Origin of the sequence: Phenylobacterium sp., from assembly GCF_041913825.1 — a bacterium.
Lineage (GTDB): Bacteria > Pseudomonadota > Alphaproteobacteria > Caulobacterales > Caulobacteraceae > Phenylobacterium.
On record NZ_JAYSEO010000027.1, the window covers coordinates 1 to 26,705 of the forward strand.

Here is a 26,705-nt window from a genome sequence, read left to right on the forward strand (position 1 = left end):
TGGTGGGCGTCTCGCCGGAGGGCCTCACGGCGGCCCAGGTGTTCGGCGGCCAGACGACCACGCCGCCGCCGGCCACGGGCGGCGACACCGGGAACGGCGGCGTCGCCAACCCGCCGCCGGCCACGGGTGCGGGCCAGGTCCTGACCTGGACCGCCCACGGCGACACGCTGGCGGGCGGCGCGGGGGCCGACACGATCAACGCCAGCCAGGGGGCGGACAAGCTCACCGGCGGCGCCGGCGCCGACACCTTCGCCTTCCAGGCGATGCCGTGGAGCGCGGGCAAGATCACCGACTTCCAGGTGGGCGTCGACAAGCTGGACGTCTCGGCGCTCTACGCCGGCGGCTACAATGGCGCGAACCCGATCGCCGACGGCTACGTCCGGTTCGAGAGCGACGGCCAGGGCGGCACGAAGGTGATGCTCGACACCGACGCGGCCGGCACGGCGAACCCGTGGTCGTTCCACGTGGTCACCCTGGTGGGCGTCTCGCCGGAGGGCCTCACGGCGGCCCAGGTGTTCGGCGGCCAGACCGCCCCGCCGCCGTCTCCGGTGGTTCCCGGGGTGGTGCTGACGTCCACGAGCTACGCCGAGACCCTGACCGGCGGCGCGGGCGCCGACACCCTGACCGCCTGGAACGGCCCGGACCGGCTGGTGGGCGGCGGCGGCGACGACCACTTCGTGTTCGACAAGCTGCCCTGGAGCGCCGGCCGTGTGGCCGACTTCACTCCTGGCGAGGACGTGATCGACCTGCGTCCGCTGTTCGACCAGGCCGGCTACCAGGGGACCAACCCCCTGGCCGACGGCTACCTCAAGCTGGAATCCGACGGGAACGGCGGCACCCGGGTGCTCGTCGACACCGACGGCGCTGGAACGGCCAACCCGTGGCCGTTCCACATCACGACCCTGGAGGGGGTGTCCCCGTCGAGCCTCACGGCTTCCGACTGGCTCTTCCAATAGGGTCGGAGCGGGCCTCCTCCCGACACAGGGGGCCCGTGTCCTGCGCAGGGCGAAGGCGCCGCTCCGGGTCCGGGGCGGCGCCTTTGTCGTGTCAGCGCCGCTGGCGTGTCAGGCGATCACCAGGCGCCGAGTTCGCGCAGCTGGCGGACGAGCTCCGGCGGCGCCTCGTCGAAGCCTTCCGCCGCCAGGTCCTCCGGCGCGTCCTTGGGCTCGAGGTAGCGCCAGCCCTGGAAGGCGCGGCGGGGCGTCGGCGCCACGCGGACGATCTCCTCGTCCAGGGTCACCTCGCAGCGGGCGTTCACCCCGTCGCCGACGGTGTCGACCGCGAGGATCCTCTGCCGGCAGAGGATCACGCCCTTGAAGACGCGGTAGAGCGATCCGCCCTCGATCATCTCGGCCGCCCGCTTCGGCGTCTGGCGCGTACGCAGCGTCCAGGGCTGGCCGGGCGCAGACTGGGTGCGCCGCCAATCCAGCAGGTCCTCGATGGTGTCCGCGCCGACGCAGAGCTTGATCATGTGAAGGGGCATGGCTTCCGCTTAGGCCCCGGCGGCGCGCGGCGCCAGTGCGGCGCCCCGCCTCACTCGGCCCAGCGCGGCTTGCGGCGCTCGAGGAAGGCGCGGACGCCCTCCTGCCCCTCGTCGCCCACCCGGGCGGCGGCGATGCGGTGGGCCGTGAGGTCGAGGAGCCCATGGTCGATGTCGCGGCCGTAGACCTCGGTGACCAGCCGCTTCGAGCCGGCGACCGCCTCCGGGCCACAGGCGAGGATCTCGCGGGCGATCCGGTCGCGGGCGGCCTCCAGCGCGGCGGCGTCCGGCACGACCTCGGTGACCAGGCCGACCTTTTCGGCGTAGGCGGCATCGAACACCCGGGCGGTGGCGAACAGGCCACGCGCGCTGCGGGGGCCGATCGCCTGGACGACGTAGGGGCTGATGGTGGCCGGCACGAGGCCCAGCCGGGCTTCGGAGAAGCTGAACTTCGCGTCCGCGGTGGCGATCGCCAGGTCGCAGGCCGCGGCCACGCCGGCCCCGCCGCCGAACGCGCCGCCCTCGACCAGCGCCACGGTGAGCATGGGCATGTCCCAGAGCTGCTTGAGCATCACCGCGAGGTCCATGGCGTCGGCGCGGTTGTCCGATTCCGAGCGGTCGGCGGCGGCGCGCATCCACTCGAGGTCGGCGCCGGCGCTGAACGTGCCGCCCGCGCCGCGGACGAAGACCACCCGCACGCCTTCGGCGCCGGCCAGCGTCCGGAACGCCTCTTCCATGGCCGAGATCAGGTCGGAGTCGAAGGCGTTCTTCCGCTGCGGCCGGTTGAGGGTGACCGTCGCCGCGCCCTGCATCGTGGCGTCGATGTCCACGAGGTTGCTGGTGGCGCTGGTGTCGGGGACCTCCACCAGGGGATCGACGATGGGATTGGTCATGACGGGCTCCTCGCAGGGCCAAAACACCGGTGGGCCCGCGCCGATGGTCGCGACCCAGGGCCAAGCCATAGCCGGGGCGGTGCGGCGGCGCTAGGCTCCGCTCCCGTGGGCAGACTCCCGGAACTCCACGATGATTCGGCGCTCGCCCGGCTGTTCGGCCAGGAGCGTGCGGAGGGCGACGCCACCTGGTTCTCCCTGCCCGGCGGCCAGACTCTCTATTCGGCGGGAGACCCGGCGGACCAGCTCTACTTCGTACGCGCCGGCCGGCTCGGCGCGTTCCGCCGCGAGGAGGGCCACGAGCCGCAGTTCCTGGGGGTGATCCGGCCCGGCGAGCCGGCGGGCGAGATGGCTCTGATCGCCGGCGCCCCGCACTCGGCCGACGTGGTGGCCCTGCGCGATTCAGAGATCTTCGCCCTGCCCCGAGACGCCTTCTTCGACGCCGTCGAGGCCGATCCCGCCGTCATGACCGAGCTTGCCCGGCTGATGATCCTGCGCACCCGCCAGGCGGCGCGCAGCGGCGCCGCGGGCGAACCCTCGGTGTTCGGCTTCACGCCGGTCGGCCAGCCCGGGCTGCTGCGGCCGCTGGTCGAGCGGCTGGCGGTGGAGATCGGGCGGCTCGGCTACTCCGTCACCTGCGTCGGTTCCGAGGCGCAGAGCGCGCCCACCGAATGGTTCTCCGAGGTGGAGCGGACCCACGACTTCGTCCTCTATCTCGCCGAGACCACCGACCTCGGCTGGCGGCACACCGTCTCGCGCCAGGTGGACCGACTGTTCCGGGTAGGCCGCGGCGACCGCCGCCCGCCCCGGGCGACTCCGAACGCCTACTTCTCCGCCCCGCTGCAGGCCCAGCAGCTCGTCGACCTGATCCTGCTGCAGCCCGCGGGCGCCGCGGCTCCGAGCGGCTCCGAGGCCTGGATGGACGCCGTCCAGCCGGCCCAGGTCTACCACCTGAGGCGCGACCATGAGCCCGACCTCGCCCGCATGGCCCGCGTGCTCACCGGCCAGTCCGTGGGACTCGTGCTCTCGGGCGGCGGAGCCCGGGCCTACGCCCACGTCGGCGCGATCCGTGCGCTGCGCGAGCGCGGCGTGCCCATCGACTATGTGGGCGGCGTCTCCATGGGCGCGATCATCGCGGCCGGCGTGGCCATGGGCTGGGACGACACCGAACTGCACCGCCGGATTCAGGAGGCCTTCGTCACCTCCAGCCCGCTGGACGACATCGCCCTGCCGATCCTGGCCATGACCCGGGGCGAGAAGGTGGGCCATCGCCTGGCCGAGCACTTCGGCGACACCCAGATCGCCGACCTGTGGCTGCCGTTCTTCTGCCTCTCGTCGAACCTCACCACCGGGACCTACCACCTCCACCGGCGGGGCCTGCTGCGGAAGGCGCTCAGGGCCACGATCTCGCTGCCCGGCGTGCTGCCACCGGCCACCGAGGGCGACCACGTGCTGGTGGACGGCGCGGTGCTGAAGAACTTCCCCGCCGACGTGATGCGCGCCGCCCAGCCCGGGCCGATCATCGGCGTGGACGTCACTGGGGGCCGCAGCATCACCGCCGAGCAGGTGGCCCGGCCGGAATCGGCCATGCGCTGGCTGATGTCCGGCCAGTGGCGAAAGGGCCCGCCGATCGTCTCGCTGCTCATGCGGGCGGCGACTGTCTCGTCGGGTCGCGACCTCGCCGCGGCGCGGGAGGCCACCGACGTGCTGGTCACCCCCGAGGTGGCGGCCGTGGAAATCCGTGACTTCGCCGCCTACGAGCCGGCGGTGGCCGCGGGTTACCGAGCCATGTGCGAGGCGCTCGACAAGCTAGAGCGGCCCGTCCAGGCGCTGCGCCGCCGCCCCAGCCTGGACGAGCGCGCCCACGCCGGGATGCTCATCGCCTCGGCAGGTTGATCACGCCTGCGACAAACCCGACAGCTCCGTTTGCGGTGCGCGCGGGAGGCCCCCATATTGGCCTTCCCTGTTCAACAGTTGAAAGGAGGTGATCCAGTGTCTCATAGTTTCATCCGTAGCTCGGTGACCGTGACCTGGACCTCCGCTGAGGTCCGCGCCTAACCACCGGTTCGGTGAAGGTTCGGGACCGTTCTGCGGACCGACTATGGAAAGGCCGCCCCAGCGATGGAGCGGCCTTTCGCTTGTCTGGTCCCTGCCCCCGGTCAGTAGGTGTAGCGGTTGCGCAGGACGGCCAGCTCCGTGGCGTCGATCCCCAGCTCCACGTCGAGGTAGCCTTCCACCCCGCCGTAGCGCCGATCCAGCTCGTCGAAGAAGGCCTCGAGATAGGCCCGGTCGACCCCCATCAGCACCTTCAAAGCGTCCGGCGGGACCGCGCTGACCATCGACGCGCCGCCGCGGCTGACCGGCGGCCGGTAGTAGGCGTTGGACAGTTCGAAGTCCTGAAGCACCGTCTCGCGCGGCACCCGCAGGGCCGTGAGGATCAGGGCGCTGAGCACGCCCGTACGGTCCTTCCCCGCGCTGCAGTGGTAGAGCACCGCCCCGTCCTCCGGCGCGATCAGCTTCTCGAACACCGTGCGAAACTGGTCCCGGTGGCTTCCGACGAGGGCCGGATAGAACCGGGTCATAAGCCGGCGCGCGCTCTCCGCGGTGGGGTTCGGGCCGAGCGCGGCCAGGAAGCCCGACTCGTCCATGCCGTAGTCCTTGGCCAGGATCGGCGGCGCGCCTGCGCCGACCCAGCGCGTCGGCTCCCGCGTGCGCTCGCCTGTGGAGCGCAGGTCGTAGATCATCCTCAGGCCGAGGCTCCGGACGAACTCGTAATCCGCAGGCGTCAGCCCGGAGAGTTCCGCGGAGCGGTAGATCGCGCCCCATCGCACCTGCCGGCCGTCAGCGGTGCGATATCCGCCGATGTCCCGGAAGTTGCTGGCTCCGGCCAGCGGCTGGACCCGCTCGGCCAGGCGGTAGACCTGGCCGTCCCGGGTCGAGAGCACGACCTGCACGGCCTTCGGCGACGCCGGCAGGAGGTGCCGGCCGTCGGCGTCGGCGGCCGAGCTGACGGTCATCAGCGGCCGGGGCGTGGTCGGGCTCGGCGCCGTCAGGACGTCCACCGTCTCGCCCGGCCCGGCCGTCCAGGTGACCAGCAGGCGGCCGTCCGCCTGCCGCACCAGATCCGCCTCGGTGACGGCGCAGAGGGCCGCCGGGGGAGCCGCGGCCGCCAGGGCCAGGCCGATGAGGAAGCTGCGAAGATCCATGTCAGTCCACCTCGCGGTCAGAAGGAAACCCGGACGCCCGCCATCCACCGGCGGCCGATCTGCTCCACCTCCGAGGGGTGGCTGACGTCGCCCTCGTAGGCGACGTAGGTCTCGTCGGTGAGGTTGTTCGCGTCGAGGTAGACGGACACCTGCTCGTTCACCGCGTAGCGCACGGACAGGTCGACGCTCTCGTAGGCCTTGCGGAATTCACCGCTGCCCAGGCTGTTCAGGGTGTCGATCCAGTCGTCCCGCCACTGGTGGCTGATGCGGACCGAGAGGCCGTGGTTCTCGTAGTAGAGCGAGGCGTTGGTGATCGTCTTGGACGTGCCGGGGAAGTCCTCCTTGCGCCCGTCGCCGGTCTCGAACTGCCCGTCGAGGAAGGTCACGCTGCCCTGGAAGCCGAAGCCGTCGAACGGGCCCGGCAGGAAGACGAACTGCTGCTGGTAGGCCAGCTCCAGACCATAGAGCTTGCCCTCGTCGCCATTCAGGGTGGTGGCGTACTGGTAGCCGGTGCGGTCCACCCCCGGCGTGTCGTAGAGGTCACCTTCCACCCGCGTGGTCGCCTCGTAGAGAACCTTGTCCACCGCGCGGTAGAAGGCCGACGCGGACACCACGCCCGAGCCCGGCAGGTAGCGCTCGAGAGAGACGTCGAAGCCCAGCGTCTTCTCCGGCTCCAGCGTCGGATTGCCGCCGGAGACGATCTGGCTGACGTCGTTGATCGACGCGCCCGCCCGGACCACGCCGAAGGAGGGTCGGGAAATGCCGGTCTGCACCGCGAGGCGCAGCAGCAGGTCTTCCTGCAGCTCGATCCTCGCGTTGATCGAGGGGAACAGGTCGGTGTCGGTGGTGGACACCGAGACCCGCGTGAGCGCCGCGCCCGCGCTCAGGAAACCGTCGATGGTCTGCTCCATCCACTCGACGCGCAGGCCCGCGACGATCTGGGCGGGGCCCAGGTCGAACTTGGCCGAGCCGTAGCCGGCCAGCAGCTTCTCGCCGATCTGGTAGGCGTTCGGCCCGCCCTGCGCCGGCGGTGTGTAAAGCCCCGCGGCCTGCAGCGCCGCGAGCGCCGAATCCAGATCCGCGCGAAGGCGCTTGTTGTCGATGTAGGTGGGGGCGAAGCCGGACGGGAAACCGGTCTCCCAGGGCTTGTCGGTGATGTAGTCGCCATAGTTCAGCGAGCGGCCCACCCGCGGCAGGAGCTGGGTGAGGACGGTGGTCGAGCCCGCCCCGAGCAGCGTGCCGTCCACGTCGCGGTCGTCGTACTGCAGGCCGAGCTTCAGCTCGACGTCCCGCCCGCCGAGCACGAAGGTCCGGGCGGCGTCGGCCTTGTAGACCATGGCCTCAGAGCGGGTGACGCCGGCGTACGGCAGGTAGAGGGCCAGGGGAAAGTTCGCCCCGGTGAGCGCCGCGACCGGCGCGCCGCGCACGAAGGATCCGGACGCCGCGCCCGGCGCCGTGGTCGCCAGGGAGAGGATCGGCAGGTTCACGTCGGAGCGGTCATAGCGGAGGGAGATCCGCTGGTTCGCCGCTGTCTGCTGCGCCATCACCAGCGGCAAGTCGGTGCCGTTCTCCGTCTCGGTGTAGTTGATCCGCCACTCGAGGCGCCAGCCGGCCACGTCCTCGTGGTCGCCGCCGAGCGTGTTGATCCAGTTGGAGTTGTCGTAATAGGCGTCGTTGACGGTGGCGCGGACCGGCACGCCGACGAGGTCGCCGGCGTCGGCGCCGCGGGTCCCCGAGAGGGCCGAGCCGATCTGGAAGACGTACTGGTTGCGCCGCTCGTTGTCCTTGAACTCGGTGTAGATCGACTTGGCGAAGAGGCGGTGGCCGTCCGCCGGGCGGAACTCCAGGCCGAGGATCCCACCGTTGCTCTCGCGGTCGACCAGGTAGTTGCGGACATCGATGGTGGTCGGCAGGCCCGCGGCGTCGTAGGCGAACTCGCGGTTGTCGGTGACCTGCTCACGCAGATAGTGCGAGGCGCCGGCGATGACGCCGAACCGCTCGCCGGACCAGGACGCGCGCGCCGCGAACTGCCGCTGGTCGCCGTCGCCGAGCTCCATCCGGCCCAGCCCCGCGTCGCCCTGGAAGGCGAAGCCCGCCTGGTCGAAGGGCGAGAAGGTGCGCAGGTTCACGCGCGCGACGATGGCGTCCGCGGGCAGGTCGGGCGTGATCGACTTGTTCACCTCGAGGGCCCGCAGGATGACCGCCGGCACCGCGTCGAAGCGGAAGGCCCGCTGCGTCCCGCCCTCATCCACCCCAATGATGTTGATCCCGTCCACCGAGACGCTGGTCCACCGGTTCGGCGCGCCGCGGATCTGCAGGTAGCGCTCCTGGCCCTGGTCGCGCTGGACGGCCACGGACGGCAGGCGCGCCAGGGCGGCGGCCGAGTTCTGGTCTGGGAACTGGCCGACGGTGTCCGCCGCGATCACGCTGATCAGATTGTCGGCGTTCCGCTGCTGGGCCACCGCCGCCTGCTGGGCGCCGACGATCGGGGCGGTGACGACGAGTTCCTCCACGGTGTCGTCTGCCGCAGCCGCCGCGGCGGCCATCAAGGCCCACATGGAAACTCCGCCCGCGAGCGCGACGGCGCCCTTGTTCCTCATCCGCATCGCCTATCCCCCGACTGTGCTGGACCGATGCGCGCCCTTAGCAAGCCGAACGGATGTCCGCGGTGACAGCCAGAAGAATTTCTAGTGACGCGTAGATGACCCGTTGTGTTTTCAATGCCTTATGCGACACCGCCGCTGTCCACGCGCGCGGTCTTGCGCGCTCACCGAACACTTGTTCCCATTCGGGCGGGGTCTGGTAGGCTGGTCGGCATGACGGACCCCGCCGCTTTCGAGGACCTGCCCGCGCGCGGGCGGCTTCTGGCGGAGGCCACGCACCTGCTGGCCCTCGAGGGGGCCGGCGCCATCACGGCGCGCGCGCTGGCCGCCCGCACCGGCCTCAGCTTGTCAGCCACGAACTATCACTTCGGCGGACGCGAGGGCCTGCTCGCCGCCTGTTTCGCGGAGGCGTGCGCCCGCGCCCGGGAGAGCCGCGCACGCTGGCTGGACCAGCTTCCCGCCGGTCCGGCGCCGGACGCCTGCCTCGGCTGGCTGCAGAGCCTGGCCCTCGAACCGCCGCACGGCGGCGACCATCCGCTTGCCCTGCTGCGGGAGCTGAGGCTCGCCGCCCGCCGCGACGCGGGCCTGCGCCCCCTCGCCGCCGCGGATCTGGAAGACGAGTCGCGGTTCTGGCGGGCGGCCGTCGTCCGCTTCGGCCGGGATACGGCGGAGGCGCCGCTGTTCGCCCACTTCGTCGCCGGGCTCGGCGGGGGCCACGCCGGCCCGCGGCTGGAGCTCGCCGAGCGCGCCTGGATGTTTGAGACCTGCCGCCGCTTCCTCGGCCGCCTGGACCACGACCGGGCGCGGACGTCCGGTTGGGACGGCTGGCGCCAGGCCAGGCTGGCGGCCGCGAGCGACTCCCGGCCGCCGGAGCAGATGTCGGAGGCCCGCCTTCGGCTGCTGGAGGCCTGCGTCGCCGTGGTTGGGCGGGGCGGACTGCCCGGCCTCACCCACCGGGCCGTCGCAGCCGCGGCGGGCGTGCCGCTCGCCACCGTGACCCGGAACTTCCCCACCCGCTCGGAGCTGGTGCGGGGAACGTTCTCGCACCTGCATGGGCGGGTTCAGACCCGAAGCCGCGCCCGCCAGGCTCCGGCCGGTCGGCTCTCGCCCGCCGCCCTGGCCGAGGAGATCGCCGGGGCCGTGTTCGACGAGGCGGGCGCGCCGGCCGCCGAGGTCATCGCGCTCGAGGAACTGATCGCCTACGCCCAGCGGGTTCCCGAGCTGAGGCGCGCGGCGGACTTCCTGCGGGCGTCGAGGGGCGAAGGCAGCGCGAGCGCCCTCGGCCGGCTCGAGACCGTCCGGCCCGACCTGGACACACTCGACGCCTACTTGCTCTCCACCGTCCTTCAGGGCGCGATCCGCGCCAGCTATGCGCGAGCGCCCGGCGCGCGGCGGGCCTGGCTGGAGCAGCAGGCCGAGCTGGCGCTGGCCCGGCTGTTCGCCTGACCGGCGGTCTCAGGGCCTCGTAGGGTCCCGGCGGTAGTCGCGCTCCTCGTAGTCGAACCAGTCGAAGTCGGCGCGCCGCCGGGTTCCCGCCGTATCCTGGCAGGCGACGCCCACGAAGGCGCCGGTGAAGTTCGGCTGCCCGGGCGCGGTGGCCTCGTCGGAAAGGATCGAGGCGTCGAACACTTCCGGCAGCCAGGCCCATTCCGCCCCATCCGACGAGAAGCCGAACCGCAGGCGTTCGTAGTCCACCTCCACGCGCAGCCGGATGGGCCCGTCCGGAATGGGGAGCGGACGGGTGAAGGCGTCGGCCTGCGGCTGATCCGGCAGGGCCGACATCACCTGCAGCACACGGCCGAGTTCGGCGTCGTGCGTCACGTGCAGGTAATGGAACTTCGTCCCGCCGTAGTAGCAGACGAGGCCGGCGGCCTGCTGGAAGTGCTCGGGTGCGAACTCCATCAGGGTCTCGGCGGAGTAGCAGAACGCCTGCTGCCGCCGGGCTACCAGGGCCTGGCGGAACAGGCTGCCCAGGCTCTCCCGGCCAAACAGGCGCAGCCAGCCCGGCCGCTCCGTCAGGCTGAACAGCTCCTCCGGCCACGGCGAGCGCAGCCACTGAAAGTCGATCGGCAGGTCTGGGCCGTCGAAGTTGGCGCGCACGGGCGTCGCGGGCCAGGAATGCGGCGCAAGGCCCGGCGGCTCGGCTTCAAGTTCGGGGGCGCCCTGCCCGTCGCGCGTCCGCAACCAGCCGTCCTCGCTCCAGACCATGGGTTGGAGCGCCGTCTCGCGGCCCAGCACGCACCGGCCGCGGTTGGGCAGCGGCCGGCCGCAGAGGTAGGCCGCCCAGGTGGTCCCGTCGGGCATCTCCAGGAGGTCGGCGTGCCCGGCCCGTTGCAGCGGCGCGTCCGGCCGGTCGCGGCTGGTGATCACCGGCCCCTCGGGATGGAGTTCGTAGGGGCCGAAGAGATCGCGGGACCGCGCCAGGGTCACCGCATGGCCGAAGCCCGTGCCGCCCTCTGCGGTGACCAGATAGCACCAGCCGTCCCGCCGGTAGAGGTGCGGCGCCTCTGTGAGGCCCAAGGACGTGCCTTGGAAGATCACCCGGCGCTCGCCGACCAGCGCCCGGGCGGCGTGGTCGTATTCCTGCAGCACGATGCCGGCGAAGCGGTTGTGGCCCGCCCGATGGTCCCACAGCATGTTGAGCACGTAGCGGCGGCCGTCCTGGTCGTGGAAGATCGACGGGTCGAAGCCGCTCGAGTTCAGGAACACCGGATCGGACCAGGGCCCCTCGATCGCGGGCGCGGTCACCAAGTAGTTGTGGAAGTCGCGCAGCGAGGCGCCCGACGCGCCGCCGACGGTGGTCCGGCCGTAGCGCTTCACGTCGGTGTAGATCAACCAGAAGAGGCCGTCGGACCAGGTCAGGTCGGGCGCCCAGACGCCGCAGGAGTCCGGGTTCCCCAGCATGTTGAGCTGGCTTGGACGGGTCAGCGGCCGCGTCAGCAGCCGCCAGTTCACCAGGTCGCGCGAGTGGTGAATCTGCACGCCCGGGAACCACTCGAAGGTGGAGGTGGCGATGTAGACGTCGTCGCCAACCCGACAGACCGACGGATCGGGGTTGAAGCCGCGCAGGATCGGGTTGCGGATCACCGGGCGGTCCTCGCCGGGTCTCGGACGAGCGTCCAGAGCACCACCGCGCCCAGCAGGTCGAGCACCCCCAGGGCGACGAAGAACGGGTCGTAGCCGACGCTCGCCACGAGCCCGCCGATCAGCAGCGAGAAGATGAGCACGCCGAAGTTACCCATCATGCCTGCGAGCCCGGCCACGGTGGCCACCTCACTGCGGCGGAACAGGTCCGAGGACATGGTGATGACCGTCACCGACAGCGTCTGGTGGGCGAAACCGCCCAGGCAGAGCAGCGCGATAGCCGCGTAGGGGCTCTCCACCCGGCCGACGAACATCATGCCGGTCATCAGGATCGCGCCCAGGGTGAAGGCTCCGCGCCGGGCGTTGATCAGGCTGACGCCGCGTTTCTGCAGCCACAGCACCACCGTCGGACCGAACAGGCACCCGAGGTCGGCGGCCACGAAGGGCAGCCAGGCGAAGAGCGCGATCTGCTTCAGGTCGAAGCCGCGCGTACTGACAAGGTAGAGCGGGATCCAGAAGGACAGCGTCCCCCACGTGGGATCGGCCAGAAACCTCGGCAGGGCGATGCCCCAGAAGTTCCGCTGCCGCAGGAGCGACAGGATGGCCGGGCGGGTCGCGCTCTCGGTGAGGTGGGCCTCCTGCCCCGCCGCGATCCGCCCGCGCTCCTCGTCCGACAGGGCGGGATGTCGGTCGGGCGGCTGATAGAGCCTCAGCCAGAGGGCCACCCAGACGAGGCCGAGCGCGCCGGTGATCACGAACGCGGCGCGCCAGTTCCAGGTGAGGATCGCCCAGGCCACCAGCGGCGGCGCCAGCATCGAGCCCAGCGACGCGCCGATGTTGTAGACCCCGCCGGCCAGCCCCCGCTCCTTCGCGGGAAACCAGGTGGCGACAGCCTTCATGCCGGCCGGCTGGGCGGAGCCCTCGGCCAGCCCGAGCAGCGCCCTCAGCGCCGCGAATCCCTGCCAGCTCGAGCCCAGGGCGTGGGCCATCGAGATCACCGACCACGCCCCGGCGAAGATGGCGAAGCCCCACTTCAGTCCGATCGCGTCGAGCACGTAGCCGCAGACCGGCTGCAGCATGATGCCGAGCTGGAAGGCGCCGGTGATCCAGCCGTACTGCTCGGTGGTGATGTCGAGGTCGCCCATCAGGGTGGGCGCAGCCACGCCCATGGTCGAGCGGGTAAGGTAGTTGATGATCGCGCCCAGCATGACCAGGCCGATGATCCACCACCGCAGGGCCTTCAGTCGCGGCATGGCGCTCCCTCGCGCCGCTCTGCCGGCGGCTGCGTGGTAGCGGTATCACCGGAATGGCGGAGGCGTCTAGGGCATCCAGCCGCGGTCGCGGGCCGCGCGCTCGCCAGCCGCGTCCAGGGGATCGCCGGCGATCAGCTCGTCGATGGCCGACAGCACCAGGGGCGGCAGCTCCGAGGAGGCGGTCCGGTACTGGGTGGCGGCGGCCGGCCGCCAGGCCGTGGTGGCCCGCGCCACCCAGCCCTCAGGCTCGCGGCAGGCGACGCCGGCCAGCCGGTCCGGCGTACTCTGGAAGGCCCGGCAGTAGGCGCCCTGCTCATCGCGGAAGCTGAGCCCGACGCGTATCGGCGACGCCTCGGACGACAGGCGGCTGTCCAGGGCGTCGGCCAGGCCGCCGCGCGCCACCAGCCCGCCCTCGCCGGGCGCGAGCCCACCGGCCGGGCCGTGCGGGACCAGGAACCCGACGAACGCGCCGATCACCAGGGAAGCGGCCATGGCGGCGAACTGCACCTTGCCGAAGCGGCTTCGGTTCTCGTTGGCGGCGCAGGCGGCGAGAATCAGGTGATCGGGCGTGGGTTCGTCGGCGACCGGGCCGTAGACGGCGGCGATCCGCGCCCGCAGTCGGCGCTGCTGCTCCACCTCGGCGGCAAGGCGCGCGTCGGCGGCGAGTTCGGCCTCGAAAGCGGCGGCGTCGGTCGGGGGAAGCTCGCCGTCCACATAGGCGATCAGGCGTTCCTCACGGCTCATTGGGGGGCCTCCTGCAGATGGCCCATCAGGGCCTGTCGGCCACGCACGAGCCGGCTGGTCAGCGTGCCCTCCGGCACCTCCAGCACCTCGGCGGCCTCGCGGTAGGACAGCCCCTCTACCAGCACCAGGGCCACCGCCAGCCTCTGGTCCTGCGGCAACTTGGCCATGGCGGCCTCCACCTCGCGCGCGGCGAGCCGGGCCTCCATGTCGCCGGCGCCGTCCGAGCCGACGCGCGTTCCGTCCTCTTCCGGCGCGAGCACGGCGCCGCGTCGGGTGCGGGCGCGGCTCTCGTCGATCCAGGCGTTCTTCATGATCCGGAACATCCAACTGTCGAGGCGGGTGCCCGGCCGGTACTGATCCGTCCGCACGAGCGCCCGCTCCACCGTGAGCTGAACCAGGTCGTCGGCGTCGACGGTGTCCCGGGTCAACACCCGCGCCAGACGGCGCAGGCGCGGCAAGAGCGCGACGATCTGACTCCGGATGTCCGGCAAGGTCTCGCCTCGTCAGGGATGAAACGAACCAGAAGCTGCGTTTCATCCGTTAAGGTCCAAAGAACAAGAACGCTCGGCGATCCGGGCGGAGCCATGGGAAGATCGCAGGCATGCCGCAGCGCCGCCCGCAAAACCTGAGCCGCACAGCCCTGGCCCTCGGCGCGGCCGTGGCCCTGGCGCTGTCCGGGCCGGCCGGCGCCCAGAACGGCGGCGGGCAAGGCGGCGGCGGACCTCCGGGCGGGGGACCTCCCGGTGGCGGCCCTCCGGGTGGCGGCCCTCCTGCCGTCGGCGGGGGAGCCCCTCCGGGGGTCGGCGGCGGGGGACCTCCCGGCGTCGGCGGCGGTGGCGGACCGCCCGGCGCAGGGGGCGGCGCGCCTCCCGGTGTGGGCGGCGGCGGACCGCCCGGCGTCGGCGGTGGCGCGCCTCCGGGGGCCGGAGGCGGCGCACCGCCCGGGGTCGGCGGCGGATCTCCCCCCGGTGTGGGGGGCGGACCGCCCGGGCTTGGTGGCGGCGGGCCTCCAGGACAGAGCGGCGGCGCGCCCCCGGGGCTCTCCGGCGGCGCCCCCCCGGGCCTCGGCGGCGGAGCCCCTCCGGGCCAGGCCGGCGGCGGCCCTCCAGGACTCGGAGCAGGCGGACCGCCCGGCCAGGCGGGTGGCGGCCCGCCCGGGCTCGGCGGCGGCGGTCCTCCAGGACAGAGCGGCGGCGGGCCACCGGGTCAGGCCGGCGGCGGGCCGCCTGGGCTGGGCGGGAACGCGCCTCCGGGCCAGGCGGGCGGAAATGCGCCTCCGGGTCAGGCCGGAGCGCCCCCCGGCCTCGGCCAGGGTCCTGCGTCGGGCGCCCCAGGCCAGGCGCCTTCCGGCCCGCCCGGCCAGGCCCGCGGCGGACCGCCGGTCTTCGGCGGGCCGGACCCGATGGCCGCGCCGCCAGGCGGGGTCCGCGCCGCCGAGGCGCGCAGCGCCCGCGCGGAGGCCGCCCCGGGAGCGGCTGTGCAGGATCTCCAGGCGGCGGCGGTCATGGCCCGGCCCGTGGCCGAGGCAGCCCCCGTGGCGAGCCGCCGCGAACAGGCCCAGCGGCTGCTGCGCGACCATCCCGGACAGATCGAGCCGGATCCCCTCGGCCAGCCGATCGTCCGCGGCATGGTGCTGGCCATCGCGCCGACGGCCGAGGCCCTGGCCAAGGCGCGGCGGGCCGGCTTCGGCGTCGGCGCGCCCACCAAACACGCGACGCTCGGCATCGACGTCGTAGTGCTGACCGCCCCGCGCGGCGTGTCGGCCGTGGAGGCCGCCCGCCGGCTGCAGGCGCTGGACCCCGAGGGCCGCTACGAGTTCGAGCACGTCTATCAGCTCGGCGGCGGCGTGGGGATGGCGCAGAGCGCGCCCGCCGCCGGCGCGGCCGCCCGGGCGGCGGCGACGCCGGGCGTGCGGGTCGGCCTGCTGGACGGCTCGGTGGCCCGCGGTCAGCCGACGCTGGCCGGCGCGCGGCTCGTGCAGCGGGCCTTTGCACCGGGCGGCGCCAAGGCGACGGCGCACGCCACGGCCGTGGCCTCGCTGATCGCGGGCGCATGGGGACCGTTCGAGGGCGCAGCCCCCGGCGCCACCCTCTACGTGGCCGACGTCTACGGCCCCTCCCCGGTCGGCGGATCGGTCTCGGCCCTGGTGCGGGGCCTGGCCTGGATGGCCGAGAACCGCGTGCCGGTGATCAACATCAGCCTGGTGGGGCCGCCGAACCGGCTGCTGAGCGCCGCGATCCAGGCCCTGGTGGCCCGCGGCCACATCGTGGTGGCGGCCGTAGGCAACGATGGGCCGGCGGCCGAGCCGCTGTACCCGGCCGCCTATCCCGGCGTGGTGGCGGTGACCGGCGTGGACGCCCGGCAGCGGGTGCTGCCGGAAGCCGTGCGCGGGCCGCACGTGGACTTCGCCGCCCCGGGCGCCGACATGGCCGCCGGCGGCATGGGGACGGGCTTCGTGAAGGTCCGCGGCACCTCCTTCGCCGCGCCCATCGCCGCGGGCCGGCTCGCCCGCCTGCTGCCGCGGCCCGATCCCGCCGCCGCCGCCCGGGCCATCGACGCCCTGACCCGCCAGTCCGCCGACCTTGGGCCGAAGGGCCGCGATCCGGTCTACGGCCAGGGGCTCGTGGCCTTCGACGTGCGCACCGATCCGGCCAGCGTCGGCGCCCAGCGCACGGCCCTGCGCGGCCGCTGAAAATTCCGTCGCCGGGCGGGATGGAAGACGCCCGCCGCGTCGTTCGTGAGGACGGAGGGTTCGACACGCCCCTCGAAACCGCCTGCGGACGGAGCCCTTGCCGCCCGCGGGGCGACTGGCGCCGACGCGACGGACATGGAGAGACTCGGGGAGAGTCGTCTGGCGCGAGCCCAGCAGCGGGCCGCCGGCGGGGGCCGGCGGCCCGCGACGCGCGGGGACCATGACCTGCGAGGTCATGGACGAGGCGCGGCGGCGGGCTAAGGTCCCGCCATGCTCGCAACGCCCCGATCCGTCGGCGACCACCTGCGCCAATGGCGCCAGCGCCGCCGCATGAGCCAGCTCGACCTCGCCCTCGAGGCCGAGATCTCCACCCGCCACCTCAGCTTCGTCGAGACAGGACGGGCCCAGCCCAGCCGCGAGATGATCCTGCGGCTGGCCGAGCAGCTCGACGTGCCGCTGCGCGAGCGAAACGTGATCCTCGTCGCCGCGGGCTTCGCGCCGGTGTTCCGCGAGCGCGGACTGGACGACCCGGCCATGGCCGCAGCGCGACGGGCCGTCGACGTGATCCTGGCCGGTCACGAGCCCTACCCGGCGCTGGTGGTGGACCAGGGCTGGAACCTGGTGGCCGCCAACCGCATGGTCGCGCCGCTGCTGGAGGGCGTCGATCCGGGGCTTCTCGCACTGCCCACCAACGTGGTGCGGCTTTCGCTGCACCCCAGAGGGCTCGGCTCGCGCACGGTCAACGCCGGCGAATGGCGGGGCCACATCCTGGAGCGGCTGCGTCGGCAGGCGGAGCTGACCGCCGATCCCGCGCTGCTCGCCCTCTTGGACGAGGTGAAGGCCTACCCGGTCCCGCCCGCGCCCGACCGGCGGCCCGAGGACCTGGGCGGCGTGGCCATCCCCTTCCAGCTAATGCTAGGGGACCGCATGCTCTCGTTCTTCAGCACCACCACGGTGTTCGGTACGGCCGTGGACATCACCCTCTCCGAGCTGACCCTGGAGACCTTCTTCCCGGCCGATGCGGCGACGGCGGAGGCCCTGCGCGAGGCGCACGCGGCGCTGTCGCCCGCATGAGCGAAGCGGTCTTCGTCGTCGACGGCCCGACGGCGCGCGCGACCGCGCGCGCCGCCGGCCCATGGAACCCCGGCCTGATGCACGGCGGAGCGCCGTCGGCGCTGATCGCCTGGGCCGCCGAGCAGGTGGAGACGCCGGCGCCCATGCAGGTGGCGCGCCTCACGATCGACCTGCTGCGGCCGGTCCCGGTCGGCGCGCTGACGGTCGAGACCGAGGTGCTGCGGCAGGGTCGCAAGATCCAGCTCGTGCAGGTGCGGCTGCTCGCCGGTGGCGTCGAGGTCACCCGGGGCGCGGTGCTGAAGGTGCGGCGCGCCGAACTGGACCTGCCGGCGGAGGTCGGCGCGCCGGCCCTGGATCATCCGCGGCCCGAGGACCTGCCGGAGCCGCCGCCGTTCAACGGCCCAAACGCCTTCGGCTCCTGTTTCGAAATCCGCAGCGCCTTCGGCGGCTTCGGGCATCTGGGGCCGAGCGCCTCGTGGTTCCGGGTGACGGCGCCGATGATCGCCGGCCAGGCGAACAGCCCGGCCATGCGCGCAGCCGCGATCGCCGACTTCACCAATGGCATCTCCTCCGTCCTGCCGTTCGAGCGCTGGACCTACATCAACGGCGATCTGACGGTGAGCCTGTCGCGGCCGCCGCAGGGCGAGTGGATCCTGTCGAACGCCGAGAGCTGGATCAGCCCGGAGGGGGTCGGCCTGGCCACGACCCGCCTGGCCGATGTTTGCGGCTATTTCGGCCGCGCCGTGCAGACCCTGGTGGTCGAGGCTCGCTAGCGGCAGGACGCACTCGGTCATGCGCCCCCTGCCCGGCTCCGGACCCGATCAGAACGAGACGCAGGCCGCCTGGGTGATCAGCAGCACGGCGTCCTGCGAGAACCGCTTCTTGTAGGCCTCGCGCACCGCCTCGATGCGGGCGGGTGCGTCGCCGTTCTTGGGCAGCACGATCAGCACCACCTTGGCCGCCTCGCGGATCAACTGGTTCTCCGAGCCGCGCCACTGGCCGCCGCCGTCCATGATCGTCAGGCCGTCAGGGAAGCGCGGGGTGATCTCCTCGTCAACGAAGCGGGTGAAGACGGCGTCGGAGACCCGGGCCTGCTCGCCCACGTTGCGGCCGAAGAACAACTGCGCCGTGCGCAGGTGCTCCTGCCCGACCGGGCACGGCGAGGCGGCCTCCGCCATCGGCACGGGCGCGCTCGCGCACCCTGCCAGAAGCAGCGCCAGTCCGATGCCCCCTGCCCGCCTCATCCGCCGATCAGCTCCCGCCCGATCAGGAAGCGCCGGATCTCATTCGTTCCAGCGCCGATGTCGTAGAGCTTGGCGTCCCTGAGGAGCCGCTCCACGGGAAACTCCTTCGTGTAGCCCGCCCCACCTAACGCCTGAATCGCCTCGAGCGCCACCTTCACGGCGTTCTCGGACGCCATCAGGATCGCGCCGGCGGCGTCGAAGCGGGTGGTGAGGCCCGCGTCGCAGGCCCGGGCCACGGCGTAGACGTAGGCCCGCGCCGAGTTGAGGGCGACGTACATGTCGGCGACCTTGCCCTGCATGAGCTGGAAGGAGCCGATGGGCTTGCCGAACTGCTTGCGGTCGCGGACGTAGGGCAGGACCACGTCCAGGCAGGCCTGCATGATGCCGAGCGGGCCGGCGGACAGCACCGCGCGCTCGTAGTCGAGGCCGCTCATGAGCACGCCGACGCCGCCGTTCTCGGGGCCCATGACGTTCTCTTCCGGAATCTCGCAGTCCTCGAACACCAGCTCGGCGGTGTCAGAGCCGCGCATGCCCATCTTGTCGAGCTTGGGACTGACCGAGAACCCCTTGAAGCCCTTTTCCACCAGAAAGGCCGTGATGCCGCGGGAGCCGTCGTCCGGCGAGGTCTTGGCGTAGACCACCAGGGTGTCGGCATGCGGGGCGTTGGTGATCCAGAACTTCGTGCCGTTCAGCACGTAGCGATCGCCGCGCTTCTCCGCCCGCAGGCGCATGGAGACCACGTCGGAGCCCGCGCCCGCCTCGCTCATGGCCAGCGAGCCCACGTGCTCTCCGCTGATCAGCTTGGGCAGGTAGCGCTGCTTCTGCTCTTCGGTGCCCCAGCGGCGGATCTGGTTCACGCACAGGTTGGAGTGGGCTCCGTAGCTCAGGCCGACCGAGGCCGACGCGCGGGACACCTCCTCCATGGCCACCACGTGCTCGAGGTAGCCCAGGCCCAGGCCGCCGTAGGCCTCCTCGACGGTGATGCCGTGCAGGCCGAGTTCGCCCATCTCGGGCCAGAGCTGGCGGGGGAAGCTGTTGGTCTGGTCGATCTCGGCGGCGATCGGCGCGATCCGGTCGGCGGCGAAGCGCGCGGTGGTGTCGCGGATGGCGTCGGCGGTCTCGCCGAGGCCGAACTCGAGGGTAGGTCCGTGGTTCGGGATCATGCGGCGAGCGTTAGCATGCGCCGCCGAAGCCCGCGAGACGGCAGGCGCCCTAGCCGCGCGGCTCGGGGTCGCCCCGCTCGGCCGCCTGGCCGAGCCGCTGGAGCAGCAGGAACAGCGCGATGGAGAAGAAGCCCACGCCGGCGACGCAGGCGAGCGCGCCCACGACCTTCGGCGTCATCCAGGCCGGCTCACCGCCGGCCGCCTGGGCGTTGACGGCCCAGAAGAGGCCGCCGGCGAAGAATGCCAAGCCGAGCACCGCCAGGCTGACGAGGGAGAGGTAGCCCTCCTTCGGCTTGCGGAGCGGCTGGACCGGAGTGGGCGCGAAATCGAATGGGGCCAGATCGTCGATGACCACCCGCTCGCCCTCGCGCGCGGGCTCGGCCGGAGCGTCGGCCGCCTCGTCGTTGGCCGGCATGGGCGGCGCGAACAGGTCGGCCCCCGGTTGGGCGTCGGCCGCGGTTGCTGGCGTCGATTCCGGCTCGGCCGCGTCCGGGGCCGCCGGGGCGTCCTCCGGCGGCGGAGCAAGCTCGAAGGCCTCTGCGGCGGGCGCGGCCAGAGGCGCGGCCGCGGGCGCCTGGTCGTGCAGCGCCTCGACGCTGATCGGCGGGGCGAAGTCGGCCTGCGGCCGCGCCTCCTCGGGCGCAGGCTCCGCGATCGCGGGCTCTGGCGCGGGTGCGATCGCCGGCTCGGATTCCGGCAGGGTCTCCAGCCGCGCCTCGGAGGGCGGAGCAAGCTCTGCCGTCTCGTCCTTGAACACGGTGGCGAGCCGGGCGGTGACCGCCTCGGCTGCGGCGGTGACGGGGCTTTCGTGGGTCTCTGGCGGAACCGGCGGCGGCGCGGCCTCGTCCGCGCGCAGCACCCGCACCGCCTCGCCGTCGAGCGAGGTCACCACCGGCGCCGGCGGCTCGGCCGGGACCAGGGCCTCGGCGGCCTCGTCCAGGTCGGGCTTCAGGATGGCGGACGGGACCGGCACCCAGCCGTCGTTCGGCGGAGTGAGGAACAGGGTCTTCTCGGCCGAGCGGCGGCGGACCAGGGCGTCGATGACGATCACCTCGCCCTCGAACTCGGCCTTGCGCCACAGCTCCATGCTGCAGGCGGCCTGGATCAGCGCGCCCTCGTTGACCAGCTTCAGCACCCGGCTGCGGCGGAAGTTCAGGAGGCCGATGTTGAAGGCGAAGGCGCAGAGCGCGTCGAACTGGTTCTGGGTGAGCGGAGTGAAGGTGAGCTCGTTGACCGCCTTCGAGACCGTCAGCAGGTCGTACAGCAGCAGAGCCTCGGCGTCGGATTCCGACACCTCCGCGCCCTGGCGCGCCGTCAGGGTGTGGCCGTAGCCGATCGTCCACCGCCCGTCGGGCAGTTGGGCGGCCTTGCGGCGATAGCCCTCGAACCGCTTGGTCAGCTCGATCGCGGCCCGGGAGACCTGGTGGCGCGGCGTCATACCCTCACTGACCCATTTCGACACAGACGCCGGGGCGTCCCGCCGGGACCAGCAAGGCCCGGACCGTCAGCTTAACCCGCTAAGGGTTTACAACAGGATGAGCGCGGCGAGGCCCAGGAAGGCGAAGAAGCCGGTGAAATCCGTGAGGAAGGTGACGAACACGGACGAGGAGACCGCCGGGTCGCGGCCGGCTCGTTCGAGGGCGAGCGGGATCAGTGCGCCGCCCAGGGCGGCGACGAACAGGTTGATGACCAGCGCCATGCCGAAGGCCACGGACAGGAGCACGTGGCCGAACAGCAGGTAAATCACGACGCCGGTGAGGACCGCCAGCGCCGCGCCGTTCATCAGGCCCACCAGCATCTCTCGCAGGACCGTACGGCCGGCGTTGACAGCGGAGAGCTCGCGGCTGGCCAGGGCGCGCACGGCGACCGCCAGGGTCTGGGTGGCGGCGTTGCCGCCGAGCGAGGCCACGATGGGCATCAGAACGGCCAGGGTCACCAGCTTGTCGATCTCGCCCTCGAAGCCGCGGATCACGCTGGACGCCGCCGCGGCCGTCACGGTGTTGAGCAGCAGCCATGGCAGGCGCGAGCGGACGATACCGAACACGCCGGCGTCGCGGCCGGCGTCGGACACGCCGGCGAGCGCGAGGATGTCCTCCTCGCGCTCCTCCTGGATGACGCCGACGATGTCGTCGACGGTGATCTGGCCCACGAGCCGCCCGCCCGCCTCGACCACCGGCGCCGAGATCAGGTGGTACTTGTCGAAGATGTAGGCGACCTCTTCCTGGTCCATGTCGACCGCGATCTCGGTCACCTGCTCCATGATCTGCGCGAGCGGCGTCTCGCGCCGGGCGCGCAGCAGGTGGCTGACCGGGACGGCGCCCACGGGCTTGTAGGCCGGATCCACCACATAGACGTCGAAGAACAGCTCGGGCAGATCGTCCTCTTCCCGTCGGAAGTGGTCGATGGCCTGGCCGACCGTCCAGAACTGCGGCGCCGCCACCACCTCGCGCTGCATCAGCCGGCCGGCGGTCTCGTCCTCATAGGCGAGCGAGGTCTCGATGGCCGCCCGCTCCACCTCGGGCATGGCGGCGAGCACCTGCGCGCGCATGTCCTCCTCGAGGTCGTCGACCACGTCGGCGGCGTCGTCGGAATCCATCTCGCCGAGCGCCTTGGCGAGCGTGGCCGGCGAGACGTGCTCGAGGATCTCCTCGCGGATCTCGGTGTCGAGCTCGTTGATGACGTCGCCCAGCACCTCGGGATCGAGGTGCGGGAGGAGCTCCTCGCGATCGTCCGCGGAGAGGAAGCCCATCAGGTCGGCGATGTCCTCGGCGCGCAGGGCGCCCAGCAGCTCGCGCAGGCGCTCCGAATCGCCGCGGTCCAGCGCGTCGGCCACCATCCGGACGAATTCGGGATTGAAGGCGTAGTCCTCGCCGAGCGCGAGGTCTTCCAGGTCTTCCTCGGCCTCGTTCGCCTTGTCCATCCGCTCGGGATCGTCATCGCGTACCATGCGGACCTCCCTGCGCGACGTGATGGACGGACTCTGGCTTAGCCGATCGAATGATCCTGATTCACTGGCGCCGTCGAGAAGCCCTGCTTCGCAGGGCTCCCGCTTCGACGCGAAGCGCCTCCACTAATCCTGCGCAGCCCGGCGGGCGAAGCAGGATGGTGCGGTCGAGAAGACTCGAACTTCCACGGGTTGCCCCACAGCGACCTCAACGCTGCGCGTCTACCAATTCCGCCACGACCGCTCGTGGTGAGGCGCGGCAGGTAGCAAACGCCGATGGGTTTGTGAAGGGCGGCTTTCGCCCCTATTGGCCGCCGCCCGCCATGAAGTCGTAGACATTGGCCTCGCGGGTCACCGCGATGGAGATGCGGTCTTCGTTGATCTGGATCTCGCCGCGCGCCACCGGGTGGTTGTTGGCCAGGATCCAGACCTCTTCGTTCACCGTCGCGTCCAGGGGAATCACCGCACCGCGGCCCATGCGCAGGAGCTGCTGCATGGGGAGCTGCGCGCGCCCCAGCACCACCTGGATATCGACATTGACCGCCTTGACCTGGCTCACGAACCCACGCCCTCGACGACAGCGAAAACCCGACTCGATGGACGGCTTCCACTCCGCCGCCCGGACGCCCACATTCGTTCAACATGCTTGACCACGTGTTAAACCCCGAACCGAACGCCGTGCTTTTCGGCCGCGAAGACGCCGCTCCGGCGGGCTGGGCCGTTTCGGCGGGATACGTGCCCTACCCCGAGGCGGTGGCGGCCATGGAGGCGCGCGCCGAAGCGATAGCGGAAGGCCGCGCGGGCGAGCTCGTCTGGCTGCTGGAGCATCCGCCGCTCTACACCGCGGGCATCTCGGCCAAGGCCGGCGACCTGCTCGATGCGAATCGCTTCCCCGTGTTCAGGTCCGGCCGCGGCGGGCAGTTCACCTATCACGGCCCGGGCCAGAGGGTGGCCTATGTCATGCTCGACCTGACGAAGCGCCGGCGCGACGTGCGGGCCTTCGTGGCCGCCCTCGAGGCCTGGGTGATCGGGGCGCTCGACGCGTTCAACGTGAAGGGCGAGATGCGCGAGCACCGCGTGGGCGTCTGGGTGGAGCGCAAGGCCCCCGGCGCGCCTTCGCGGGAGGAAAAGATCGCCGCCATCGGCGTGAAGCTCAGGAAATGGGTCAGCTTCCACGGCGTCGCGCTCAACGTGGAGCCGGATCTCTCGCACTTCTCCGGCATCGTGCCCTGCGGGGTTACTGAGCACGGGGTGACCAGCCTCGTGGACCTGGGGCTGCCGGTAACCATGGACGAGGCCGACGCGGCCCTGAAGGCGAGCTTCCGCCGCGTGTTCGGCGAGGTCGCCGACGCGCCGCCGCCGCTCTAGAGGCGGGCTCGGCTCAGGCCAACGCCGTCCGCAGCGGGTTCGGCCCGTAGCGATTCGTCCCCAGCTCGCCCGGCATGACGCCGAGCTCGACGCCCGCCCAGACGAGCACCAGGAAGAAGACGAAGTCGAGGAAGCCCACCGGGTGCGGCCAGACCGCGACCACGGCCGCGAGAATCAGCGCCGCCCACCATCCGGAGCGGCCGCGGTCGTGAAGACGCTTCGAGAGCACGCAGGCGCCGCAGTAGACGAGCGCGGGGTAGACGAACCAGCCGGTCAGCCAGTGCAGCGTCGCGCCCACCAGGGCCTCGTAGAGGGCCGCAGCGCCCAGCAGGGCGAGCGCGGCGAGCCAGGATGGCGCGCGCGGCGCGCGTCCGGCGGCGGAGAAGAAGAGCTCGCTCCAGGCGATCTGCCCGTTCATGCGAGCCCTTATAGCGCAGCTCGCTTAAGCGAACTCCACCAGGACCTCGTCGGCGGCGACGCTGTCGCCGGACCTGGTGTTCACCGCCTTCACCACGCCGTCCACCTCGGCCCGGATGATGTTCTGCATCTTCATGGCCTCGAGCACCACGACCACCTCGCCGGTCTTCACCTCCTGCCCGGGGGCGACGTCGACGCTGACCACCAGGCCGGGCATGGGCGAGAGCACCATCTTCGAGGTGTCGGCCGCCTTCTTCGGCGGCAGCTTCTCGTGTAGCTCCGCCGAGCGCGGAGTCAGCACCAGGACCTGGGCCTGGGCGGCGCGGTGGCGGATCACATAGCCTTCGGCGGCGGGCCGCACCTGCGCCGTGAACAGCACGCCGTCGAGCACGCCGCGGAACGTCGGCTGGCCGGGGCGCCACCGCACCTCGCCGAGCCGCAGGGTCCGGCCCTCGTCGAGAAACTCGATCGTCCCATCGCCGGCCCGCACCGTCCGCTTGGTCCCGTTCTCGGCCACGATCCACTCCGAGCGGATCAGCTCGGGCGCGCCGCGGCTGAGATAGGTGCGGTGCATGGCGCAGGCGACGGCGACCATCACGTCCCGCTGGAAGTCGGTGGGCGGCGTGCCGTGGAAGCCGTCGGGGAACTCGTCCTTGATGTAGCTGGTGGAGAGCTTGCCCGACCGGAAGCGCTCCTGGTCCATGACCGCGGCCAGGAAGGGCACGTTGTGGCCCAGCCCCTCGATGTGGAAGTCCTCAAGCGCCCGGCCCATGGCCGCGATGGCCGCTTCCCGGGTGGGCGCCCAGGTGGAGAGCTTGGAGATCATCGGGTCGTAGAACATCGAGATCTCGTCACCCTCGCGAACGCCGGCGTCGTTGCGGACCACCGCCTCCGCCCCCTTCCCCTCGCCCGGCGGGTCGTAGCGCACCAGCCGGCCGATGGACGGCAGGAAGCCGCGGTACGGGTCCTCGGCGTAGATTCGGCTCTCAATGGCCCAGCCGTTGATCTTCAGGTCCTTCTGCGCGAACGGCAGGGGCTCGCCGGCCGCCACGCGGATCATCTGCTCCACCAGGTCGATCCCGGTGATCAGCTCGGTGACCGGGTGCTCCACCTGCAGGCGGGTGTTCATCTCGAGGAAGAAGAACGACCGGTCCTGGCCGGCGACGAACTCCACCGTGCCCGCCGAGTCGTAGCCGACGGCCTTGGCCAGGGCGACGGCCTGCTCGCCCATGGCCTTGCGGGTCTTCTCGTCGAGGAGCGGGCTCGGCGCCTCCTCGATGACCTTCTGGTTGCGGCGCTGGATCGAGCACTCGCGCTCGAACACGTGGACCACGTTGCCGTGCTTGTCGCCCAGCACCTGGATCTCCACGTGCCGGGGACTCTCGATGAACTTCTCGATGAAGATGCGGTCGTCGCCGAACGAGGCCTTGGCCTCGGCGCGCACCGCCGGAAAGCCCTCCTCCACGTCCTTGCGGTTCCAGGCGACCCGGATGCCCTTGCCCCCGCCGCCGGCCGACGCCTTGATCATTACCGGATAGCCGATCTCCTCGGCGATGCGGATGGCGTGGTCGGTGTCGTCGATCTCGCCCACGTGGCCGGGCACGGTGGAGACGCCGGCCTTCGCGGCGAACTTCTTCGATTCGATCTTGTCGCCCATGGCCTCGATGGCCTTGGGATTGGGCCCGATGAAGACGATCCCCTCCGCGGCCAGTCGGCGCGCGAAGCCGGCGTTCTCGGACAGGAAACCGAAGCCCGGGTGCACCGCCTGCGCCCCCGTCTGCCGGACCGCGTCTACGATCTTGTCGGCCACCAGGTAGCTCTCGGACGCCGGCGCGCCGCCGATGAACACGGCCTCGTCGGCCATTTCCACCGCCATCGAGTCGGCGTCGGCCTCGGAATAGACCACCACGGTGGCGATCCCCATGCGGCGGCAGGTCTTAATGATGCGGACGGCGATCTCGCCGCGATTGGCGATCAGGATCTTGGAGAACATTCCGGTCTTCACGGGAGCCCTTTAAGCGGCGACGGGCGGACCTTAGATTGGCGTCCATGAGCACGCCAGCGGTCTCCCCTTCCGGTTTCGATCTCTCGTCGCCTAACCCTGAGGAACGCAAGCGGCTGGAGGCGGGCCTCTCCCAGGAGGAGGCGGACGTCCTCCTCCACCACGGCACCGAGGCGCCGTTCTGCGGCGGGCTGCTCGATCAGAAGGACGACGGCGTCTACTGCTGCCGCCTCTGCGCCCTGCCGCTATTCCGGCACAAGACCAAGTTCGAGAGCGGCACGGGCTGGCCCTCGTTCTGGGCGCCGTTCGACGAGGCGCACGTTAAGGCGGTGCGCGACACCTCGTACGGCATGATCCGGATCGAGACCCGCTGCGCGCGCTGCGACAGCCACCAGGGCCACGTCTTCCCCGACGGACCGCCGCCGACCCGCCTGCGCTACTGCATCAATTCGGTGTCGCTGGAGTTCGTGCCGGATGGCCACCCGCTGCGCGACCCGCTCGGCCGCGGCGACAACGCCCATCTCCAGGCGGCCGAGTAGCG

Annotated in this window: 23 protein-coding genes and 1 tRNA gene; 8 read left to right on the forward strand and 16 right to left on the reverse strand. The window is 72.0% G+C overall.

What is annotated here, in order from left to right:
- Window positions 1-956 (forward strand): type I secretion C-terminal target domain-containing protein (locus ACE3Q8_RS18970; protein ID WP_374471884.1); only part of this gene is annotated, 956 nt, incomplete at its 5' end.
- A gap of 116 nt (window positions 957-1,072) precedes the next feature.
- Here the strand turns inward: ACE3Q8_RS18970 and ACE3Q8_RS18975 are convergent.
- Both ACE3Q8_RS18975 and ACE3Q8_RS18980 read right to left on the reverse strand, forming a co-directional pair.
- A complete protein-coding gene (locus ACE3Q8_RS18975; RefSeq protein WP_374471886.1) occupies window positions 1,073-1,483 on the reverse strand; it encodes a DUF1489 family protein in 411 nt (136 codons plus the stop codon).
- 50 nt (window positions 1,484-1,533) lie between these two features.
- Entirely contained in the window at window positions 1,534-2,373 is an 840-nt protein-coding gene (locus ACE3Q8_RS18980) for an enoyl-CoA hydratase-related protein (protein WP_374471888.1), read from the reverse strand.
- Between the two features lie 105 nt (window positions 2,374-2,478).
- Between ACE3Q8_RS18980 and ACE3Q8_RS18985 the strand changes: the two genes are divergently transcribed.
- Window positions 2,479-4,266, forward strand: coding sequence for a patatin-like phospholipase family protein (locus tag ACE3Q8_RS18985; protein ID WP_374471890.1), 1,788 nt, complete (start codon window positions 2,479-2,481; stop codon window positions 4,264-4,266).
- A 263-nt stretch (window positions 4,267-4,529) separates the two neighbouring features.
- Here ACE3Q8_RS18985 and ACE3Q8_RS18990 read toward each other — a convergent pair whose 3' ends face one another.
- A complete protein-coding gene (locus ACE3Q8_RS18990) occupies window positions 4,530-5,576 on the reverse strand; it encodes a tyrosine-protein phosphatase (protein ID WP_374471892.1) in 1,047 nt (348 codons plus the stop codon).
- 17 nt (window positions 5,577-5,593) lie between these two features.
- Entirely contained in the window at window positions 5,594-8,176 is a 2,583-nt protein-coding gene (locus tag ACE3Q8_RS18995) for a TonB-dependent receptor (RefSeq protein ID WP_374471894.1), read from the reverse strand.
- Window positions 8,177-8,392: 216 nt separating this feature from the next.
- Here ACE3Q8_RS18995 and ACE3Q8_RS19000 point away from each other — a divergent pair, with 216 nt between their 5' ends.
- Window positions 8,393-9,625, forward strand: coding sequence for a TetR family transcriptional regulator (locus ACE3Q8_RS19000; protein ID WP_374471896.1), 1,233 nt, complete (start codon window positions 8,393-8,395; stop codon window positions 9,623-9,625).
- Window positions 9,626-9,634: 9 nt separating this feature from the next.
- On the opposite strand, the gene ACE3Q8_RS19005 is transcribed toward ACE3Q8_RS19000, so the two are convergent.
- From ACE3Q8_RS19005 to ACE3Q8_RS19020, 4 genes are all read right to left on the reverse strand, one after another.
- Window positions 9,635-11,266, reverse strand: coding sequence for a glycoside hydrolase family 43 protein (locus tag ACE3Q8_RS19005; protein WP_374471897.1), 1,632 nt, complete (start codon window positions 11,264-11,266; stop codon window positions 9,635-9,637).
- Window positions 11,263-12,516 (reverse strand): MFS transporter, encoded by a 1,254-nt coding sequence (locus tag ACE3Q8_RS19010; RefSeq protein WP_374471899.1) that lies wholly within the window; start codon window positions 12,514-12,516, stop codon window positions 11,263-11,265. The genes ACE3Q8_RS19005 and ACE3Q8_RS19010 overlap by 4 nt, the downstream gene beginning before the upstream one ends.
- A 66-nt stretch (window positions 12,517-12,582) precedes the next feature.
- A complete protein-coding gene (locus ACE3Q8_RS19015) occupies window positions 12,583-13,260 on the reverse strand; it encodes an anti-sigma factor (protein ID WP_374471901.1) in 678 nt (225 codons plus the stop codon).
- Window positions 13,257-13,751, reverse strand: coding sequence for an RNA polymerase sigma factor (locus ACE3Q8_RS19020; RefSeq protein WP_374471903.1), 495 nt, complete (start codon window positions 13,749-13,751; stop codon window positions 13,257-13,259). Before ACE3Q8_RS19020 ends, ACE3Q8_RS19015 begins: the two co-directional genes overlap by 4 nt.
- A gap of 911 nt (window positions 13,752-14,662) precedes the next feature.
- Here ACE3Q8_RS19020 and ACE3Q8_RS19025 point away from each other — a divergent pair.
- The 3 genes from ACE3Q8_RS19025 to ACE3Q8_RS19035 all read left to right on the forward strand — a co-directional run bounded on the left by ACE3Q8_RS19025 (window position 14,663) and on the right by ACE3Q8_RS19035 (window position 17,799).
- A complete protein-coding gene (locus tag ACE3Q8_RS19025; protein ID WP_374471905.1) occupies window positions 14,663-15,952 on the forward strand; it encodes a S8 family serine peptidase in 1,290 nt (429 codons plus the stop codon).
- A 270-nt stretch (window positions 15,953-16,222) separates the two neighbouring features.
- On the forward strand, window positions 16,223-17,026 hold the full coding sequence (locus ACE3Q8_RS19030) for a helix-turn-helix domain-containing protein (protein ID WP_374471907.1): 804 nt from the start codon (window positions 16,223-16,225) through the stop codon (window positions 17,024-17,026).
- Window positions 17,023-17,799 carry a thioesterase family protein gene (locus tag ACE3Q8_RS19035; RefSeq protein ID WP_374471909.1) on the forward strand — a complete coding sequence of 259 codons (777 nt, stop codon included), beginning with the start codon at window positions 17,023-17,025 and terminating at the stop codon, window positions 17,797-17,799. Before ACE3Q8_RS19030 ends, ACE3Q8_RS19035 begins: the two co-directional genes overlap by 4 nt.
- 48 nt (window positions 17,800-17,847) lie before the next feature.
- On the opposite strand, the gene ACE3Q8_RS19040 is transcribed toward ACE3Q8_RS19035, so the two are convergent.
- The 6 genes from ACE3Q8_RS19040 to ACE3Q8_RS19065 form a co-directional block, all read right to left on the reverse strand.
- Window positions 17,848-18,204, reverse strand: coding sequence for a DUF3574 domain-containing protein (locus tag ACE3Q8_RS19040; RefSeq protein WP_374471997.1), 357 nt, complete (start codon window positions 18,202-18,204; stop codon window positions 17,848-17,850).
- A 62-nt stretch (window positions 18,205-18,266) separates the two neighbouring features.
- A complete protein-coding gene (locus ACE3Q8_RS19045) occupies window positions 18,267-19,433 on the reverse strand; it encodes an isovaleryl-CoA dehydrogenase (RefSeq protein WP_374471911.1) in 1,167 nt (388 codons plus the stop codon).
- 49 nt (window positions 19,434-19,482) lie between these two features.
- A complete protein-coding gene (locus ACE3Q8_RS19050; RefSeq protein ID WP_374471913.1) occupies window positions 19,483-20,871 on the reverse strand; it encodes a lysozyme in 1,389 nt (462 codons plus the stop codon).
- A gap of 87 nt (window positions 20,872-20,958) precedes the next feature.
- Window positions 20,959-22,380, reverse strand: a complete 1,422-nt coding sequence (gene mgtE / locus ACE3Q8_RS19055) for a magnesium transporter (protein WP_374471915.1) — start codon at window positions 22,378-22,380, stop codon at window positions 20,959-20,961.
- A gap of 156 nt (window positions 22,381-22,536) precedes the next feature.
- Window positions 22,537-22,621, reverse strand: a tRNA-Leu gene (locus ACE3Q8_RS19060).
- A gap of 60 nt (window positions 22,622-22,681) precedes the next feature.
- Window positions 22,682-22,975, reverse strand: a complete 294-nt coding sequence (locus tag ACE3Q8_RS19065; protein ID WP_374471998.1) for a FliM/FliN family flagellar motor switch protein — start codon at window positions 22,973-22,975, stop codon at window positions 22,682-22,684.
- Window positions 22,976-23,019: 44 nt separating this feature from the next.
- Between ACE3Q8_RS19065 and lipB the strand changes: the two genes are divergently transcribed.
- Window positions 23,020-23,745 carry a lipoyl(octanoyl) transferase LipB gene (lipB, locus tag ACE3Q8_RS19070; RefSeq protein ID WP_374471917.1) on the forward strand — a complete coding sequence of 242 codons (726 nt, stop codon included), beginning with the start codon at window positions 23,020-23,022 and terminating at the stop codon, window positions 23,743-23,745.
- 13 nt (window positions 23,746-23,758) lie between these two features.
- Here lipB and ACE3Q8_RS19075 read toward each other — a convergent pair whose 3' ends face one another.
- Window positions 23,759-24,163 (reverse strand): DUF805 domain-containing protein, encoded by a 405-nt coding sequence (locus ACE3Q8_RS19075; protein WP_374471918.1) that lies wholly within the window; start codon window positions 24,161-24,163, stop codon window positions 23,759-23,761.
- 24 nt (window positions 24,164-24,187) lie between these two features.
- Entirely contained in the window at window positions 24,188-26,155 is a 1,968-nt protein-coding gene (locus ACE3Q8_RS19080; protein WP_374472000.1) for an acetyl-CoA carboxylase biotin carboxylase subunit, read from the reverse strand.
- A gap of 56 nt (window positions 26,156-26,211) precedes the next feature.
- Between ACE3Q8_RS19080 and msrB the strand changes: the two genes are divergently transcribed.
- A complete protein-coding gene (gene msrB, locus ACE3Q8_RS19085; protein ID WP_374471919.1) occupies window positions 26,212-26,703 on the forward strand; it encodes a peptide-methionine (R)-S-oxide reductase MsrB in 492 nt (163 codons plus the stop codon).
- The last annotated feature ends 2 nt before the right edge of the window (window positions 26,704-26,705 follow it).

Excerpts from the sequence above, each read along its gene's own strand:
- msrB (WP_374471919.1), top strand. The coding sequence starts at position 26,212 with ATGAGCACGCCAGCGGTCTCCCCTTCCGGTTTCGATCTCTCGTCGCCT.
- ACE3Q8_RS19015 (WP_374471901.1), bottom strand. The coding sequence starts at position 13,260 with ATGAGCCGTGAGGAACGCCTGATCGCCTATGTGGACGGCGAGCTTCCC.
- ACE3Q8_RS19030 (WP_374471907.1), top strand. The coding sequence starts at position 16,223 with ATGCTCGCAACGCCCCGATCCGTCGGCGACCACCTGCGCCAATGGCGC.
- lipB (WP_374471917.1), top strand. The coding sequence starts at position 23,020 with ATGCTTGACCACGTGTTAAACCCCGAACCGAACGCCGTGCTTTTCGGC.
- ACE3Q8_RS19025 (WP_374471905.1), top strand. The coding sequence starts at position 14,663 with ATGGCCGCGCCGCCAGGCGGGGTCCGCGCCGCCGAGGCGCGCAGCGCC.
- ACE3Q8_RS18995 (WP_374471894.1), bottom strand. The coding sequence starts at position 8,176 with ATGAGGAACAAGGGCGCCGTCGCGCTCGCGGGCGGAGTTTCCATGTGG.
- ACE3Q8_RS18990 (WP_374471892.1), bottom strand. The coding sequence starts at position 5,576 with ATGGATCTTCGCAGCTTCCTCATCGGCCTGGCCCTGGCGGCCGCGGCT.
- ACE3Q8_RS18980 (WP_374471888.1), bottom strand. The coding sequence starts at position 2,373 with ATGACCAATCCCATCGTCGATCCCCTGGTGGAGGTCCCCGACACCAGC.
- ACE3Q8_RS19075 (WP_374471918.1), bottom strand. The coding sequence starts at position 24,163 with ATGAACGGGCAGATCGCCTGGAGCGAGCTCTTCTTCTCCGCCGCCGGA.
- ACE3Q8_RS19035 (WP_374471909.1), top strand. The coding sequence starts at position 17,023 with ATGAGCGAAGCGGTCTTCGTCGTCGACGGCCCGACGGCGCGCGCGACC.
- ACE3Q8_RS18975 (WP_374471886.1), bottom strand. The coding sequence starts at position 1,483 with ATGCCCCTTCACATGATCAAGCTCTGCGTCGGCGCGGACACCATCGAG.
- ACE3Q8_RS19080 (WP_374472000.1), bottom strand. The coding sequence starts at position 26,155 with ATGTTCTCCAAGATCCTGATCGCCAATCGCGGCGAGATCGCCGTCCGC.
- ACE3Q8_RS19045 (WP_374471911.1), bottom strand. The coding sequence starts at position 19,433 with ATGATCCCGAACCACGGACCTACCCTCGAGTTCGGCCTCGGCGAGACC.
- ACE3Q8_RS19050 (WP_374471913.1), bottom strand. The coding sequence starts at position 20,871 with ATGACGCCGCGCCACCAGGTCTCCCGGGCCGCGATCGAGCTGACCAAG.
- ACE3Q8_RS19000 (WP_374471896.1), top strand. The coding sequence starts at position 8,393 with ATGACGGACCCCGCCGCTTTCGAGGACCTGCCCGCGCGCGGGCGGCTT.
- ACE3Q8_RS19010 (WP_374471899.1), bottom strand. The coding sequence starts at position 12,516 with ATGCCGCGACTGAAGGCCCTGCGGTGGTGGATCATCGGCCTGGTCATG.
- ACE3Q8_RS19040 (WP_374471997.1), bottom strand. The coding sequence starts at position 18,204 with ATGGCGGAGGCCGCCTCGCCGTGCCCGGTCGGGCAGGAGCACCTGCGC.
- mgtE (WP_374471915.1), bottom strand. The coding sequence starts at position 22,380 with ATGGTACGCGATGACGATCCCGAGCGGATGGACAAGGCGAACGAGGCC.